At 64.4% G+C, this 15,162-nt stretch carries 13 protein-coding genes; 3 read left to right on the forward strand and 10 right to left on the reverse strand.

Translation table 11 applies throughout. The features are described 5' to 3' along the window. Positions 1–201: 201 nt before the first annotated feature. A complete protein-coding gene (locus UP06_RS05315; protein WP_045001217.1) occupies positions 202–447 on the forward strand; it encodes a PilZ domain-containing protein in 246 nt (81 codons plus the stop codon). A 193-nt stretch (positions 448–640) separates the two neighbouring features. On the opposite strand, the gene UP06_RS05320 is transcribed toward UP06_RS05315, so the two are convergent. From UP06_RS05320 to cobS, 7 genes are all read right to left on the reverse strand, one after another. Then, positions 641–1,048: a hypothetical protein gene (locus tag UP06_RS05320; RefSeq protein WP_045001218.1), complete on the reverse strand. Its 408-nt coding sequence runs from the start codon at positions 1,046–1,048 to the stop codon at positions 641–643. 282 nt (positions 1,049–1,330) lie between these two features. Continuing rightward, complete coding sequence (locus UP06_RS05325) at positions 1,331–2,443, reverse strand: NADH:flavin oxidoreductase/NADH oxidase (protein ID WP_045001219.1); 1,113 nt, start codon at positions 2,441–2,443, stop codon at positions 1,331–1,333. A 297-nt stretch (positions 2,444–2,740) separates the two neighbouring features. Then, positions 2,741–3,436 carry a hypothetical protein gene (locus UP06_RS05330; protein ID WP_045001220.1) on the reverse strand — a complete coding sequence of 232 codons (696 nt, stop codon included), beginning with the start codon at positions 3,434–3,436 and terminating at the stop codon, positions 2,741–2,743. Positions 3,437–3,472: 36 nt separating this feature from the next. Next, positions 3,473–4,543, reverse strand: a complete 1,071-nt coding sequence (locus UP06_RS05335; RefSeq protein ID WP_045001221.1) for an esterase-like activity of phytase family protein — start codon at positions 4,541–4,543, stop codon at positions 3,473–3,475. Beyond that, complete coding sequence (gene cobT, locus UP06_RS05340) at positions 4,540–6,444, reverse strand: cobaltochelatase subunit CobT (protein ID WP_045001222.1); 1,905 nt, start codon at positions 6,442–6,444, stop codon at positions 4,540–4,542. The genes UP06_RS05335 and cobT overlap by 4 nt, the downstream gene beginning before the upstream one ends. Then, entirely contained in the window at positions 6,441–6,851 is a 411-nt protein-coding gene (locus UP06_RS05345) for a GNAT family N-acetyltransferase (protein WP_045001223.1), read from the reverse strand. The genes cobT and UP06_RS05345 overlap by 4 nt, the downstream gene beginning before the upstream one ends. Before the next feature lie 4 nt (positions 6,852–6,855). After that, positions 6,856–7,854 (reverse strand): cobaltochelatase subunit CobS, encoded by a 999-nt coding sequence (cobS, locus tag UP06_RS05350; RefSeq protein WP_045001224.1) that lies wholly within the window; start codon positions 7,852–7,854, stop codon positions 6,856–6,858. A 298-nt stretch (positions 7,855–8,152) separates the two neighbouring features. On the opposite strand from cobS, the gene UP06_RS05355 reads away from it, so the two are divergent. Beyond that, a complete protein-coding gene (locus UP06_RS05355) occupies positions 8,153–8,812 on the forward strand; it encodes a DedA family protein (RefSeq protein WP_045001225.1) in 660 nt (219 codons plus the stop codon). Positions 8,813–8,845: 33 nt separating this feature from the next. Here the strand turns inward: UP06_RS05355 and UP06_RS05360 are convergent, their stop codons facing one another. Genes UP06_RS05360 through UP06_RS05370 form a run of 3 tightly spaced genes read right to left on the reverse strand, consistent with a single transcriptional unit; the run spans position 8,846 to position 13,973 of the window. Then, positions 8,846–9,247, reverse strand: a complete 402-nt coding sequence (locus UP06_RS05360) for a response regulator (protein ID WP_050031556.1) — start codon at positions 9,245–9,247, stop codon at positions 8,846–8,848. Between the two features lie 28 nt (positions 9,248–9,275). Next, positions 9,276–12,680: an ATP-binding protein gene (locus UP06_RS05365; RefSeq protein ID WP_082081263.1), complete on the reverse strand. Its 3,405-nt coding sequence runs from the start codon at positions 12,678–12,680 to the stop codon at positions 9,276–9,278. Between the two features lie 60 nt (positions 12,681–12,740). Continuing rightward, positions 12,741–13,973 carry a citrate synthase family protein gene (locus UP06_RS05370; protein WP_045001228.1) on the reverse strand — a complete coding sequence of 411 codons (1,233 nt, stop codon included), beginning with the start codon at positions 13,971–13,973 and terminating at the stop codon, positions 12,741–12,743. Between the two features lie 75 nt (positions 13,974–14,048). On the opposite strand from UP06_RS05370, the gene UP06_RS05375 reads away from it, so the two are divergent. Next, positions 14,049–15,143, forward strand: coding sequence for a citrate synthase/methylcitrate synthase (locus UP06_RS05375; protein ID WP_045001229.1), 1,095 nt, complete (start codon positions 14,049–14,051; stop codon positions 15,141–15,143). Positions 15,144–15,162: the final 19 nt, after the last annotated feature.

Consider the following 15,162-nt stretch of genomic DNA (forward strand, 5'->3'; position numbering starts at 1 on the left):
CACCCGTCTCGCCACTTCGTGGCGATCCACCCTCTCCCACAAGGGGAGAGGGGAAGACCCCCACCCCGCTACCGCCACTTTCCGCACTCCCCGCTACTTTTCATTAAAATTCTCCCGCCGACCTTAGCCGTATCGCATCAACTCCTGCGCATCATTGTCGTCCGAACCCGCCGCGACCTGCGGAATTGGAGGAGAGTGCCAATGCATCCGCGCCGACATGCCCGCGTCAAACCTGCAGGCCTCGTATCCCGCCAGGCCAAGATCATCACCGACCCGCGCGCGCCGGTGATCCCGTGCACGCTGATCGACTATTCCGCCGGTGGCGCCTGTGTCGATCTCGGCGGCCAGGTGAAGATCCCCGACAGGTTCGAGCTGCTGCACGTCAACACCAAGAAGCGCTGCCGTGTTGCGTGGAAGCGGGGGACGAAGGTGGGCGTGGTGTTTTGAGCGATCGCCTGCAGCCGTTGTAGCCGAAGGGACTGCCACACATTCCGTCGTCGTCCCGGCGAAGGCCGGGACCCATAACCACAGGGAATGGTTTGACGAAGATTCGGAGTTCGGTACGCCTACCCTCCGCAATCGATAGATCACGCAGTATGGGTCCCGGCCTTCGCCGGGACGACACCGAGATTTTGAAGCCCTACCCCCGCATCCTGGCCTTCGCCCCCGCAACGATCTGCATGGCGACGCCCGCGATCCAGCCGATCAGCACCAGCCAGGGCAACACGCTGTCCGCCTCGAGCCGCAGCACGATGACGGCGACGGACGCGAGCGCGGCGAAGGTGGCGCAGAGGGTGCCGGCGGAGCTCAGCAATTCCGCGGCGTCGATGTGGCTGTGCGCCTCGTCGAACGGCAGCTGCGGCGTGTCGATGCCGAGATAGAAGCCGACGACGCCGAGCAGCATCGTCAGCATCAGAAACCCCTGCGTGGTCAGCGGCGGGATCGCCGAGCCGACATAGGCGCCGACGAACAGCCCGCACGCGGCGCCCGCCATCGCAAGGCCAACACGCTCCAGCACATGGGCAGCCTTCCGGACACGAAATCGCATGGCGGGCCTCGCGAGGCGTTGGGTGCCGAGAGGTTAGGCCTGTTTTGCGGCGGGTGGAAGCTAAGGGGGGTTACGGATGCGTGAGGTGGGGGGGTGAGACGTGAGGTGCGCGAGCGTGCGCCTCATCCTCCGCTGTCGTCCCGGCGAAGGCCGGGACCCATAACCACAGGAAGTGGTTTGAGGAAGATTCGGAGTTCGGTACGCTTACCGTCTTCAATCGATAGATCACGCGGTATGGGTCCCGGCCTTCGCCGGGACGACACCGGTTGTCGTCGCGTACCTCTACCGCGCCCCGAACGTCGTCTTGCCGAACAGCTCCTTCTGCGTCGAGGGCTGCGAGCGCCAGTATTGTGGCGGGGCTTCGACCTGGCCGCCGACTTCGACCGCGGCGTGCCAGCCCCAGCGGGGGTCGTAGAGCATGCCGCGGGCGAGCGCGACCATGTCGGCCTTGCCGCTCGCGACGATCTCCTCAGCCTGCTTGCCTTCCGTGATCAGGCCGACGGCGATGGTCGGCAATCCCGTTTCGCGCTTGATGGCATCCGCAAACTGCACCTGATAGCCGGGGCCGAGCGTGATCTTCTGGAGCGGCGAGACGCCGCCGGAGGAGGCATCGATCCAGTCGACGCCGCGCGCCTTCAGCGCCTTGGCAAATTCAATCGTCTGCGCCAGATCCCAGCCGCCCTCAACCCAATCGGTCGACGACACCCGCATGCCGACCGGCTTGTCGTGCGGGAACACAGCGCGCACCGCATCGTAAATCTCCAACGGGAAGCGCATGCGGTTCTCGAGCGAACCGCCATACTCGTCGGTGCGCTTGTTGGAGATCGGCGAGAGAAACTGGTGCATGAGATAGCCGTGCGCGCCGTGCAGCTCGATCGCGTCGATGCCGATGCGGTTCGCGCGCTTGGCGCAATCGACGAAGGCCTCGCGGATGCGCTTCAGGCCCGCTGCATCGAGCGCCAGCGGCGCGGCTTCGCCCTCCTTGTGCGGCAGCGCCGACGGCGCCACCGTCTGCCAGCCGCCTGCGCTCAGCGGAATCAGCTGGCCGCCGTCCCAGGGCCGCGCGCTGCTCGCCTTGCGGCCGGCATGCGCGAGCTGCATCGCGATCGCGGTGGTGGAATGTTTTCGCACGGACGAGAGGATCTGCTTCAGCGCGGCCTCGCAGGCATCGCTGTAGAGCCCGAGGCAGCCCGGCGTGATGCGGCCGATCGCCTCCACATGGGTCGCCTCGATGCAGAACATCGACGCGCCCGACAGCGCCAGATTGTTGATGTGGGTGAAATGCCAGTCCGTGGCGACGCCGTCGTCGGCCGAATACTGGCACATCGGCGACACCACGACACGGTTCTTCAAATTCAGGCCGCGCAGCTTGATCGGGGAAAACAGGGCGCTCATGCGGGGGAGTTCCGGGGGTGGGAGGGATGAAAGCAATTGCATGAAGTTTAGTCGGTCGACGGCGAATTGCCAGTTGCGCAGGCGGCATGGCCGCTGGCGGGGCCATGCATTGCGAGGGTCATATGATCACGGGATCGCGACACACATTCCGCCGTCGTCCCGGCGAAGGCCGGGACCCATAACCTCAGGAAGTAGTTTGGCGACGACTGGTCGTTCGGGATTAACTCCATCCACAATCGATAGATCACCCGGTATGGGTCCCGGCCTTCGCCGGGACGACGGCGAAGAGCGAGGGGCCTAATCCACATCCTCGAACTTGCCCGGCTGGGGCTTGCCCATGCGCACGCGGTTGCCGGCGAGAATCTCGCCATCGGCCTCGGCGGAAAACTGGATCGTATTGCCGCCGCCGTCCCGCTTCGACGCCTTGCCGAGTGCGCCCAGTCTGTCGGCGAGCGCGGTGTCGTCTTCGACGAACACGCGGTAGTCCGTGAGGTGGAAGCGGCTCGGTGCCTGCCATGTCAGCGCCGGCACGGATGTGCGCATGTCGCCGTCGTTGACACGATCGACGGTGCGGCCGGTCGCGTCGCGGAACAGGTCCGGCGGATCGATGAGCCGCGCGCGGCCGCCTTCGATGGCGTAGAGGTTCAGCGTGACGATATGGCGCTCACTGCGGAAGGTGACTGCGACGTAGTGCGAGTCCGCCGACCAGGCGGCGTGGAAGGCGTCCGGCGCGGAGTCGAGGATGTTGTCGTCGTTGACGTTGTCGAGCGTCATCAGCCGGCGGTGGCCGGGCTCGGCCATCAGTGAGAGGCGGAATTTGTCGGAGCCGGACTCGCCCTCGCCATGCGCGGCAATCGAGAGTTTTCCGTTCGGCGCACGTCCGTCCAGGATGATCGCGTATTCGGCCTTGCCGTATTTGTGCTCGGCCGTGGCAAAGGCCGGCGACAGCGCGAAGGTGAGGAGAAGGGCGAGGACGGCGCGGCGGTGGGGCATGAGTATCTGTCGGAGCAGGGGGAGCCGACGTTCAAACTACTCCACCAGCGTGAACTGCAACAGCAGGGTGCGCTGGAGCAGGGAAAAATTGTCGTCCGAGATCATCGTCAGCACGGTCTCGCCCTCCGCCGTAACATGGGCGTCGATGCCTTCCATGTTGTCGACCTCGTGGCCGAGATCGGCGTTGAACAGCGTGGGCCCGTCGACCAGCGCGCCCGGCGCGATCGATTTCAGCGGGATCGAACGGATGCGGATGTCGATGCCGGTGAACCAGGAGAATTTGCGCTCGAGAATGAGCAGCTCGCCGGAAGCCAGCAGCACCGCATCGCTGATGTCGAACTTTTCGGTGCGGCGCACGCTGAATTGGCCGGGCGACGGGCCACCGATCAGGAAGGCGACCAGATTTTCGTTGGCGTCCAGCCCGCGCTCGGAGAACGCGATCAGCGTGCCCGCAAGCGGCTGTCCCTTCGGCACGAACACCAGCGCCTCGAGCCCCTTGTTGTAGGGCAATTTGCGCACGGCAGGCGGCGTCGGCAACACCTCGCCGCGGGCGCGCGTGCCGCCTTTCGAGAAATCGAAGCGCATGATCTGGTTGACGCGCTCGAGGCCGACATAGACGAGATTGCCATCGCGCGCGAGCGACTCGGTATCGTACCAGAGACGCTTCTCCGTGATCGGCCGCCCCTCGGCATTGAGCATCGGCGCGGCCTCGACATCGTCGAGCCCGACCATGGCGCGGCCGGAATAGCGGATGCTGCCGGTGAACCAGGTGCCCTGGTCGGAGAGCGCGAGGAAACGCTCGCCCTTCGCATCCACGCGGATGCCGGACAGTCCGCCAAAACCGCGATGCGGTGAGGTCAGCACCAGGCCGCTGCGATATTGCAACGACCCGAAGCGCGTGCGCGACCGGTCGCGCGGCTCGAAGGTGGGGATTGGCCGCGCGTTGACCTCGATGGCAACGGGCGCGGTGACGGCGTGCTCGATCTGCGCCGGCCGTGGTGCCGGCTCGGTCGCGGGCTGCGCCTGCGCCAATCGAGGGAGTGCGAGAGTGGAAAATCCCGCCGCCGCGTGGCCGATAAAGCTGCGGCGGGTGTGAGGCGTGCTCACGAATGCAGTTTGCGTCGCGGACGGTTGGCCGGTTGCGTCGGCGCGGTGTTGGTCTCGCTGAAGAGCTCGGCGAGCTTTTCGGTGATGGCGCCGCCGAGTTCCTCGGCGTCCACGATCGTCACCGCGCGGCGATAATAGCGCGTGACGTCATGGCCGATGCCGATCGCGATCAGCTCCACCGGGGAGCGGGTCTCGATCTCCTCGATGATGTGGCGCAGGTGCCGCTCGAGATAGTTGCCGGGATTGACCGACAGCGTGGAATCGTCGACCGGCGCACCGTCCGAGATCATCATCAGGATCTTGCGCTGCTCGGGCCGGCCGAGCAGGCGCTTGTGCGCCCAGTCGAGCGCCTCGCCGTCGATGTTCTCTTTCAGCAGCCCCTCGCGCATCATCAGGCCAAGATTTTTCCGCGCACGGCGCCACGGGGCGTCGGCGGACTTGTAGATGATGTGGCGGAGATCGTTGAGACGGCCGGGATTGGCCGGCTTGCCGGCGGCAAGCCACGCTTCACGCGACTGACCGCCCTTCCAGGCGCGCGTGGTGAAGCCCAAAATCTCGACCTTGACGCCGCAACGCTCCAGCGTCCGCGCCAGGATGTCGGCGCAGGTCGCGGCCACCGTAATCGGGCGTCCCCGCATCGAGCCGGAATTGTCGAGCAGCAGCGTCACCACGGTGTCGCGGAATGTCGCCTCCTTCTCGTGCATGAAGGACAGCGGGTGATAGGGATCGGTCACCACGCGCGACAGGCGCGCGGGATCCAGAATGCCCTCTTCGAGGTCGAACTCCCAGGCGCGGTTCTGCTGCGCCATCAGCCGGCGCTGCAACCGGTTGGCAAGACGCGCGACGATGCCCTGGAGATGCGCGAGCTGCTTGTCGAGATAGGCGCGCAGCCGCTCCAGCTCATCATGGTCGCAGAGATCTTCGGCCGCGATGACTTCGTCGAATTTCGGCGCGAAAGCGTGATATTCCGGCCCGCGCGGCTCGTTCTTGCCGTGCGAATTCGGACGCGTGGCCTCGCCCGGCGTCTCGTCGTCGCCGAGCTCGCCGTCGTCGAACGTATCCGAGGTCGAGGCCTGCGCGCTTTCCATCGCGCTCTCGCTCATCTCCTCGCTCGATGCCTGCGCCTGATCGGCGCTCATCTCCTGGGCGGCGTCGGAATCGGGCGAACCCTCGGCGCCGGACTGGTCGTTGTCGCCGTCGCGGTTCTCGTCGTTCTCGTCATTGTCCTCGCTGTCGGCGTTGCGCTCGTCGCCGAGCTCGAGCGCCGACAAGAGATCATGCACGGCGTCGCCAAAACGGGTCTGGTCCTCGACCAGGGTATCGAGCCGGTCGAGCCGCTTGCCGATCTTGTCTTCGAGAATCGGCCGCCAGAGATCGACCACCTTCTTGGCCGCCGTCGGCGGCGCCATGCCGGTCAGCCGTTCGCGCACCAGCATCGCCAGCGCGTCGGCCAGCGGCGCGTCGGCCCGGTCGGTGATCTCGTCGAACTTGCCGCGATGGAAGTGATCGTCGAGCATCGCGGTGAGATTTTTCGCAACGCCGGCCATGCGGCGCGCGCCGATCGCCTCGACCCGGGCCTGCTCGACCGCCTCGAACACACCGCGCGCCTGCGGATTGCCCGGCATCAGCTTGCGATGCAGCTTGGCATCGTGACAGGCGATCTTGAGCGCGATGGAATCGGCGTGGCCGCGCACGATCGCGGCATCGCGTTTTGTCATTTTTCGCGCCGGCTCGGGCAGCCGCGCCTTGCCCGGCGCAAGGCCGGGACGTTCAGCGGCGAAGCTGACGTCGAGCTCGGGCGACTTGGCGATCGCCTTGAGGCAGGACGCCACCGAGCGCTTGAACGGCTCGGTCGGGGCTTCCTTGGTGTTGCGGAATTTTGAGTTGGATGATGTGCTCATAGCGACTTCGTAAACGAGTGGCGCGTCACCCCGCCGGGGTAGCCCTTGAGGGTGCCGAATTCCTCGTACCCGCAGGAACGATAGAAGCCCGGCGCCTGAAAACTCATCGTGTCGACATGGGCCTGGATCGCGCCCTGCCGTCTTGCCTCGTCCTCGATCGCCGCGATCAGCTTCGTCCCGAAACCCTTGCCGCGCTGCTTCTGGTCGATCCAGAAATACTGGATGAACAGAACCGTGGCCCAGAGATGCCCGACGATGCCGCCGACAATCTTGCCGCGGTCTTTCAGCGAGACCGCGACGCTCTTGAACTTCTGCTTCCCGAAGTGCTCGTCGTTATAGGCGCCGAGCCCGGCGAGCACAGCCTTCTTGGTCGTCCCAATGGTGCGCTCGACGGTGATGGTAGCCATGGCGTCAGCTGAGCGCCACGTTCACCGATGATTCCGGCAGCTCCGCATTGAAGCAGCGCTGATAGAACTCGGCGACCAGCGGACGCTCGAGCTCGTCGCACTTGTTGAGGAAGGTGACCCGGAAGGCGAACCCGATATCGCTGAAGATGTCGGCGTTCTCCGCCCAGGTGATCACCGTGCGCGGGCTCATCACCGTCGACAGATCGCCGTTGGCGAAGGCGTTACGGGTGAGATCGGCCAGGCGCACCATCTTGTTGACGATGTCGCGACCTTCCTGGGTGCGATAGTGCTTGGCCTTGGCCAGCACGATCTCCACTTCCTCGTCATGGCCGAGGTAGTTGAGCGTGGTGACGATCGACCAGCGGTCCATCTGACCCTGGTTGATCTGCTGGGTGCCGTGATAGAGGCCCGACGTGTCGCCGAGGCCGACCGTGTTGGCGGTCGAAAACATGCGGAAGGCCGGGTGCGGCTTGATCACCTTGTTCTGGTCGAGCAGCGTCAGGCGGCCGGAGACTTCCAGCACGCGCTGGATCACGAACATCACGTCCGGGCGGCCGGCGTCATATTCGTCGAACACCAGCGCGATGTTGTGCTGGAGCGCCCAGGGCAGGATGCCGTCGCGGAATTCGGTGACCTGCTTGCCGTCGCGGACCACGATCGAGTCCTTGCCGACGAGGTCGATACGGCTGATGTGGCTGTCGAGGTTGACGCGCACGCAGGGCCAGTTCAGGCGCGCCGCGACCTGCTCGATATGGGTGGATTTGCCGGTGCCGTGATAGCCGGTCACCATGACGCGGCGGTTCCTGGAGAAACCGGCGAGAATGGCAAGCGTGGTGGCACGGTCGAAGCGGTAGTCGGCGTCAACTTCAGGCACGTGAGGATCGACTTCGGAATAGGCCGGCACTTCGAGATCGGTGTCGATCCCAAAGACCTGGCGCACCGACACCTTCATGTCGGGCAAACCGGAAACTTCCTCAACTTTGGACATCGCGGCGGTCGTCATCAATCCTCCGAGGCCTCGGGCAGTCCCGAGACCAGTTATTTGCACGTTGGCTGCGGCTGGGTGCACCTGCGAACCTATCAGAGACAACGTGCGGGCAGAAGCCCGCCCCCCAATCAAAGTTCCGTTGTCTTTTCATTTAGATAGGCAAGGAACGCGATTTTTGGAAGGCTGCTCTGCGAATCACGCTGGAATTTCGTGCTAGATGCGCGGCCCTACCCACGCGAATGGCACTTTTACCACCTCTACTTACTTATGTAAGGCTGTGAACCCGCATGGCCCCGCCCAACACAGAGACCACGTGACGTCATTCCTTGATCCCCTCATATCCTTCGTTTCGGCCCATGCGTGGCTGGCTTACCTGACCCTGTTCCTGGCAGCGCTTCTCGAAGCCGTTCCGGTGGTGGGGTCGGTGATCCCGGGCTCGACCATCATCCTGGCGCTCAGCGCCCTGGTTCCGGGCGGCGAGCTCAAGCTGCAATGGGTGCTGCTGGCGGCTGCGGTCGGCGCCATGCTGGGGGACGGCTCGGCCTATTGGCTCGGGCACCGGCAGCAGCGTGAGATCCTCAATACCTGGCCGCTGACCAATTATCCGCGCGTGGTCGAGGAGAGCGAAAACTTCTTTCATCGCTTCGGCACCTGGGCCGTGTTCTTCGCCCGCTTCGTGCCGCCGGTCCGCGCCTTCGTCCCGGTTACCGCCGGCGCGCTGGGGATGCCGCCCGGTCGCTTCTACGCCATCAACATCCCCGCGATCCTGGTCTGGGCGCCCGCGCATGTGCTGCCGGGCGTGCTGGCGGTGTCAGCCCTCCATGAATATGCCGGCCTGCCGCACCATGAGCATATCGGCAAGCACATCTGGATCTTCAGCGTGATCGGCGTGGCGCTCATTGTGGGATTGGCGATCTGGACCATCCGCCGACGGCACGGCAGCGGCATCGCAGCGGCGAAGCCGCGCGCATAGGGGGATGAGCCATAGGCCGACGCGCTCTGGCTCCTAGTTGATCCCGTCGTCGCCGGCGGCCGCGTTCGAACCTGCCAAAGCTTGCGCGAGTGCCGTTTCGAGATCTTTTGTCTGAAAGGGCTTCTGCAGAACCGGCTGGGCTCCGTATTCCTTGCGCAGACCTGTGGACCCGTACCCGGTCGCAAAGATGAAAGGCACCTTCTTCCGTTGTAGCGCGTCGGCGATGGCATAGGTGTCCTGACCATCCAAATTCAGGTCGAGGACCGCTACCTCTATCTGCTCCTTGCCAATCAGATCGAGCGCGCGTGGGACGCTCGTGGCCGGCCCGACCAGCTCGCACCCGAATTCGTCGAGCATATCCTCGATCAGCATCGCAATCATCATCTCGTCCTCGACGATGAGGACTTTGCGATTCGATAGGTCCCGCTTGCTCAAATCCCTTACCTCCGCGCCTCTCCGGACATTACGCAAGAATGGCCGGCACGTTTCCCGTAATGGCACTCAAGGGCGCCAATATCCTGCATACGACACCGGTTTCACGATAATCGATCACCGCTTCACCACCCAGTTGACCCGCCAAGCCCCGCTCGATGAGCCGCGAGCCAAAGCCCTTGCTGCGGGGGGCTGCGACACGAGGACCGCCCGTTTCGGTCCAGACGATCTGCAGATGCGAGGCATCATGCTCGACCACCGCCCAATTCACCGATATGCGGCCGGAACCGTTTGACAGCGCGCCGTACTTGGCCGCGTTCGTCGCGAGCTCATGCACCGCCATGGCGACAGCAAGCGCCGACTTCGGAAGCAGCCTGATGTCGGGACCATCGACGTCGAATTCCCGCTTGGACGCCTTGAAGGGCGACAGCGCCTTCTCCACGATGTTACGCAGATCGGCGCCCTCCCAATTCTGCTGGGTCAGCACATCATGGGCACCCGCCATCGAAAGCAGACGGGATTCGAGCGCACCTTTGACGGCGGTCGGGACGGTCGATCCTTTCAGCGTCTGCGCCGCGACCGATTGAACCGTTGCAAGCGTGTTCTTGACTCGATGGTTGAGTTCATTGATCAGCAGCTCGCGCTGCTGACGCGCTCGGACCTGGGCGGAAATGTCCCTGAAATAGCAAACCACTCCGTAGCGGCCCTCAGGGAGCGGAATGCGGTTAATCCTCCACTCGTAATATTCCGTCACCTTCCGGTCTCGTCGTTCTTCGATGTGTTCGGGGGTGATGTAAGGCTCCCCGGTTTCGAGCGTATGCCGGAACAGGCGTATGACTTCGTCGGCATAGTCCTTAGGCCACAGGATCCGAATGACCTCGTCGAGATCACGACCGACGAGGTCGGGAATATCTCCGAACACCGGCAATGCCGTGGGATTGACGGCCAGAATCTTGAAGTCGGCATCGACCAGGTACACGCCGAGCGGGGCTTCATTCAACAGCGTCTCGAATTGGGTGGTCCGTCGCCGCAAGACTTCTTCGCTTGCGCGAAGATCCCACGCCGCTTCGCTTCTGACGCGCGCGAGCGTCAGGTTTGCGTTGACCTGCGCAACCAGTTCGCGGGCGGAAAACGGTTTGGTCAGATAGTAATCGGCGCCGGCGTCCAGACCCTCGATGCGAGCTTCCTCGCCGGCCCGCGCGGACAGCATGATGACGGGCAAATCGCGCAGATCGGGATTCTTCCGGATCGCCTCCAGCAGACCGAAGCCGTCGAGCTGCGGCATCATTGCGTCGGTGACGATCAGATCGGGACGTTTTCGCCGGATCGCCTCGATCGCCGCATTTCCATCTTCTACAGTCTCGATGTCCCAATGGGCGCCAAGCAATCTTCCGATGTAGGCGCGCATGTCCGCATTGTCGTCGGCCACCAGGATGTGGCCCTGCATCTTGATTCCGCCCACCTCGGGAGTGGCGACGTCGCGCTTCGAGACAGGAAATCCCGTCGTGGTCTCGCTGGGCAACCAGCTTAGCGCTTCTTCGATATAGGCGTCGGCCCGATGAGCCGTCGGCACCCCTGTCGATCTGAGATCAAGGCTGCCAGCCGGAAGCTGGTCCGAAGCGAACGGGATGCTGACCCTGAACGACGATCCCTTGCCGACTTCACTTTCGGCGACCAGCGAACCGTGGTGCAGTTTGACGAGCTCCTGGACCAGGGCGAGACCAATGCCGGACCCCTCGAATGACCGGCTCTTCTGGTTTTCGACACGATGAAAACGTTCGAAAAGCCTCGGCAATTCGCGGGACGGTATGCCGACGCCGGTATCCCGCACCACAAGCTCGGCGGACCTGCCGTTGTCCGCAGCATGCATTCGAACGGATATGCTTCCTTCGAAAGTGAATTTGAAGGCGTTCGAGAGAAGGTTGAAGACGATCTTTTCCCACATGTCGTGATCGACCGGCACGCGTTGCGGCAGCGGCTCGCACCCGATTTCCAGCTTCAGTCCAGCCTTCTCCGTGGCGGAGTGAAAATTGGACGCAAGCTCGGTTGTGAAAGCCGGCAAGTCAGTCGGCTGAAAATGGGCATTCGCGCGTCCGGCTTCGATACGGGAAAAATCAAGCAGCGTATTCACCAGCTTGAGCAACCGCCGTGAATTGCGTTGAGCGACGTCAAGGCGCGTGCGTTGCACGGGATCGAGCGCGGCAGCAGAGGAGTCGTTCAGGGCGTCCTCGAGCGGACCAAGCATCAACGTCAGCGGCGTGCGGAATTCATGACTGACGTTGGAGAAGAACAGCGTCTTCGCCCGGTCGATCTCCGCCAAGGCATCGGCGCGGCGGCGCTCTTGCTCGAAAGCGCGCGCCGCGGCAAGGCTGGCGGAAACCTGGCCGGCCAGGAGTTCGATGAAGCTGGCGTAGCCTTCATCGTATTTCCGATGGGGATTGAGCGCGGAAATAATGCAGCCGAGGGGCTTTTCCTGTCCTTTGATGCCGATCGGAATAACGACGGCCTGGGTGGGTGTCTTGTCCCAGAACCCGTTGGGCAAACCGGCGTCCACGACGGCGGACAGATCGTTCACGATCAGGCTTCCTGAACTCGGGATATCGTGGGGCCACGGACCGCCCGGGAGGATCACTGCCGGCGCAGCGGGGTGACCGGTTTCGATGCCGGAGGCGCGAGCGAGCCGCAAGCTGCCCTGGTCGTTGTAAAGGTAGAGGAGAGCGAAAGGCAGATCCTTGTCCGCCGCATCCACGCCCTCCTTGATCGCGTCCAGAACTTCCGATTCAGCCCTGGCCGACGCCAGGCGGCCAGCAAGCTGGCTCAGGGTCGCGAGGCGTCGCTCGCCGACGACACGTTCGGTCTCTTCCGTAACGACGCATAACATCCCGCTTATCCGGCCATCCTCGTCGGCCAGGGGACTGTAAGAAAAGGTGTGATAAGTCTCTTCGCGAAAGCCAAGGCGCTCGAGAAACAAGAGCAGCCCTTCGTCCCACGTCGCCTCGCCGGTCTTCAACACCCGCTCGATGCGAGGCCCAATATCCGGCCAAATCTCCTCCCAGACCTTGTCTGATCTTGATCCGAGGACCCAGTCCCGCTTTATCCCAACCGTGGGGAGATAGGCGTCGTTGCAGAAAAATCTCAGGTTCGGGCCCCAAGCCATCCACATCGCAAAGCGGGAGGTCAATACGATCCGGACGACGGTCTTCAGGCTTTGAGGCCATAATTTGGGCGGACCAAGGTCGGTCGCGGCCCAGTCAAAATCCCGCATCATTGACGACATTTCGCCCGATCCGGCCAGGAAATCGGGTGCGTCGTTAATCTCGGCCGTCGCCTGCGGAGTTTCGAACATCCAAAATGTCGGCCTTGAAAGATCCCAGGAAATAAACTTGCCAAGTTCCAAACGCGATTCGTAACCCGCCTTCGCGGCTTTTGTTCCCATTTCCTCATCATTATGGTCGGAATTCGGGAAACGAACATCCCGCAGACATGAGCATAAGCCCTAGGCTTTGGCTTCCGCAGCCACCACCATCCTCCGCCCCGGCGCCGGCCCCACGTACCGCGCCCGCGGCCTAATCAGCTTGCCGAACTGCAATTGCTCGCTGGCATGCGCGATCCAGCCGACACTGCGGGCCATGGCGAACAGCGCGAGCTCGCTACCGGGCGGACAGCGGAGTGCGTGCACGAGCACCGCGAGCGCATAGTCGATGTTGACGAGCTCGCCGGTCGCCTCGACGATCCGCTCCGGCACTTCACGTGTGAATTTGCGCGGCGCGCCGGCGCGGGCCAGCGCGTTCAGCAGCGATTGCGCGCGCGGGTCGCCGCGCTTGTAGACGCCGTGGCCGAAGCCGGCAAAGCGCTCACCAAGCGCGACGCGTTCGCGGACCATCGGGGCGACATCGCGGTCGATCAGCGTCTTCACGAGCTGCGAGGCGAGCACGCCGGCGCCGCCATGCTTCGGCCCCTTCAGCGCGGCGAGGCCGGCGATGACGGAGTCATAAAGATTGAGCCCGGTCGACGCCGCGCAACGCGCGGTGAAGGTCGAGGCGTTCAATTCATGGTCGGCGAGCAGCACCAGCGCGCGGCGGATGAGATCGCCTGCATGCTTGTTATCGGGCGCCCAGGCCTGCGCGATCTGCTGGTGCAGCGGCTCGGATGACGGCTCGGCATTGAGCATGGTGGCAACCAGCAGCCGGACGATGCGCGCGCCGACGAGCGCGCGGCCGTCCGGTGCGCGGGTGAAGGCGCGCGAATCCGCGCTGGTCGCGAGCGCCAGCACCGCGATGGCGCGCTCGATCGGCGCGGCGCGGCGCGCGGCCTCTCCGATCGCGCGCATCTCGTCGGAGACGACCGGACGATTGTCCGGCGCAAAGGGATCGACGCCGGAGACATCCCAGAGCAGCGTCGCGGTGTGCTCCAGCGTGTCGCTTTCGGCGAGATCGACACAGTTGACGCCGCGATAGATCGGGCCGTCCTCGGTGATGGTCGAGATTTCCGTGTCCATCACCGGCAAATCGGCATCGAAGCTGCGCAGGCCGCGCGGCTCCGGCGACGGGACGCGGCGCTCCTTCAGGGCGCGGACGTCCTCGGCGCGGTAGCGGTTTTTTCGCGAGTCCGGCGTCGGCTCGGAGCGGATCAGGCCGCGGCTGACATAGGCGTAGAGCGTGGCCGGCGAGATCGCGAGCTCGGCCGCGGCTTCCCGGGCGGAGAGGTAGAGCTCCTCGGAATTATTCATATTGATTTATGTAATCAAGATTGATCAATCTGTCGAGACGCCCGATTTTCCTCCCGTGAACAAGGAGATTGGGTCATGAACATCCACCTCACCAAAAGCCAGATCGGGCTGGACGGCGTTCCCGCAGCCGAAACCGTGCTGAGCCATGTCGACGGCGAGCGCGGCGAACTGATCATCGCCGGCGAGCATGTCGGCACCCTCGCGAGCCAATCGAGCTTCGAGGGCGTCACCGCCCGGCTCTGGAACGGCGCGACCGGAAGCACGCTGAGCGAAGCCAATGTCCGGGCAAGCCTGGGGGCTGCGCGCGAGCGCGCCTTCGCGCGGCTCTTCGAGCTGCTGCCGGCGACGCACGCCACGGGCATCGTCGACGGGTTTCGCGCGGCAGTCGCAGGCCTTCGCGCCGAGCACGGGCTGGAGCACGAAGCGACCATCGTCGGCGCGTTTCCGGTGATCGCGGGCGCGCTGGTGCGCCGCGCCAAGGGGCTCGATCCCGTCGCGCCCGATCCAAGCGTAAGCCACGCCGCTGATACGCTCCGCATGCTGCACGGGCGTGCGGCGGCCGCGCGCGAGATCACTGCGCTCGACGCCTATCTCGTCACCGCCAGCGACCACGGCATGAACGCCTCGACCTTCACGGCGCGCGTGGTGGCCTCGACGCAGGCCGATCTGTTCGCTGCCGTCACGGCCGGCTATTGCGCGCTCACGGGTCCGCTGCATGGCGGCGCGCCGGAGCCGGTGCTGGAAATGCTCGATGCGATCGGCTCGCGCGAGCGCATCCAGCCCTGGGTGGATGCCGCGCTCGCACGCGGCGAGCGGATGATGGGTTTTGGCCATCGCGTCTATCGCGTCCGCGATCCACGCGCCGATGTGCTCAAGACCGCGGTTGAGGCGCTGGCCTCCGATGGCGCCGACCTGCCGTTCGCCGGCGAGGTCGAAGCCTATATCCGCGCCGCCCTGCGCAAGAAGAATCCGGAGCGGCCGCTGGAGACCAATGTCGAGTTCTTCACCGCGATCCTGCTCGATGCACTGGCGATCCCGAGGCAGGCTTTTACGCCGATCTTCGCGGTGGCGCGCGCCGCCGGCTGGACCGCGCATGCGCGCGAGCAGCAGCGGACGGGAAGGTTGATCCGGCCGAGTTCGTCATATGTGGGGGCGATGCCGAAGGATTGAAGAAGTAGCCCGGATGGAG

It is taken from the genome of Bradyrhizobium sp. LTSP857, from assembly GCF_000938285.1.
Lineage (GTDB): Bacteria > Pseudomonadota > Alphaproteobacteria > Rhizobiales > Xanthobacteraceae > Bradyrhizobium.

Bases quoted from the DNA above. Each gene is read 5' to 3' on its own strand.
- UP06_RS05315 (WP_045001217.1), top strand. From the start codon at position 202: ATGCATCCGCGCCGACATGCCCGCGTCAAACCTGCAGGCCTCGTATCC.
- UP06_RS05370 (WP_045001228.1), bottom strand. From the start codon at position 13,973: ATGAATAATTCCGAGGAGCTCTACCTCTCCGCCCGGGAAGCCGCGGCC.
- cobS (WP_045001224.1), bottom strand. From the start codon at position 7,854: ATGACGACCGCCGCGATGTCCAAAGTTGAGGAAGTTTCCGGTTTGCCC.
- UP06_RS05365 (WP_082081263.1), bottom strand. From the start codon at position 12,680: ATGGGAACAAAAGCCGCGAAGGCGGGTTACGAATCGCGTTTGGAACTT.
- cobT (WP_045001222.1), bottom strand. From the start codon at position 6,444: ATGAGCACATCATCCAACTCAAAATTCCGCAACACCAAGGAAGCCCCG.
- UP06_RS05330 (WP_045001220.1), bottom strand. From the start codon at position 3,436: ATGCCCCACCGCCGCGCCGTCCTCGCCCTTCTCCTCACCTTCGCGCTG.
- UP06_RS05325 (WP_045001219.1), bottom strand. From the start codon at position 2,443: ATGAGCGCCCTGTTTTCCCCGATCAAGCTGCGCGGCCTGAATTTGAAG.
- UP06_RS05375 (WP_045001229.1), top strand. From the start codon at position 14,049: ATGAACATCCACCTCACCAAAAGCCAGATCGGGCTGGACGGCGTTCCC.
- UP06_RS05345 (WP_045001223.1), bottom strand. From the start codon at position 6,851: ATGGCTACCATCACCGTCGAGCGCACCATTGGGACGACCAAGAAGGCT.
- UP06_RS05320 (WP_045001218.1), bottom strand. From the start codon at position 1,048: ATGCGATTTCGTGTCCGGAAGGCTGCCCATGTGCTGGAGCGTGTTGGC.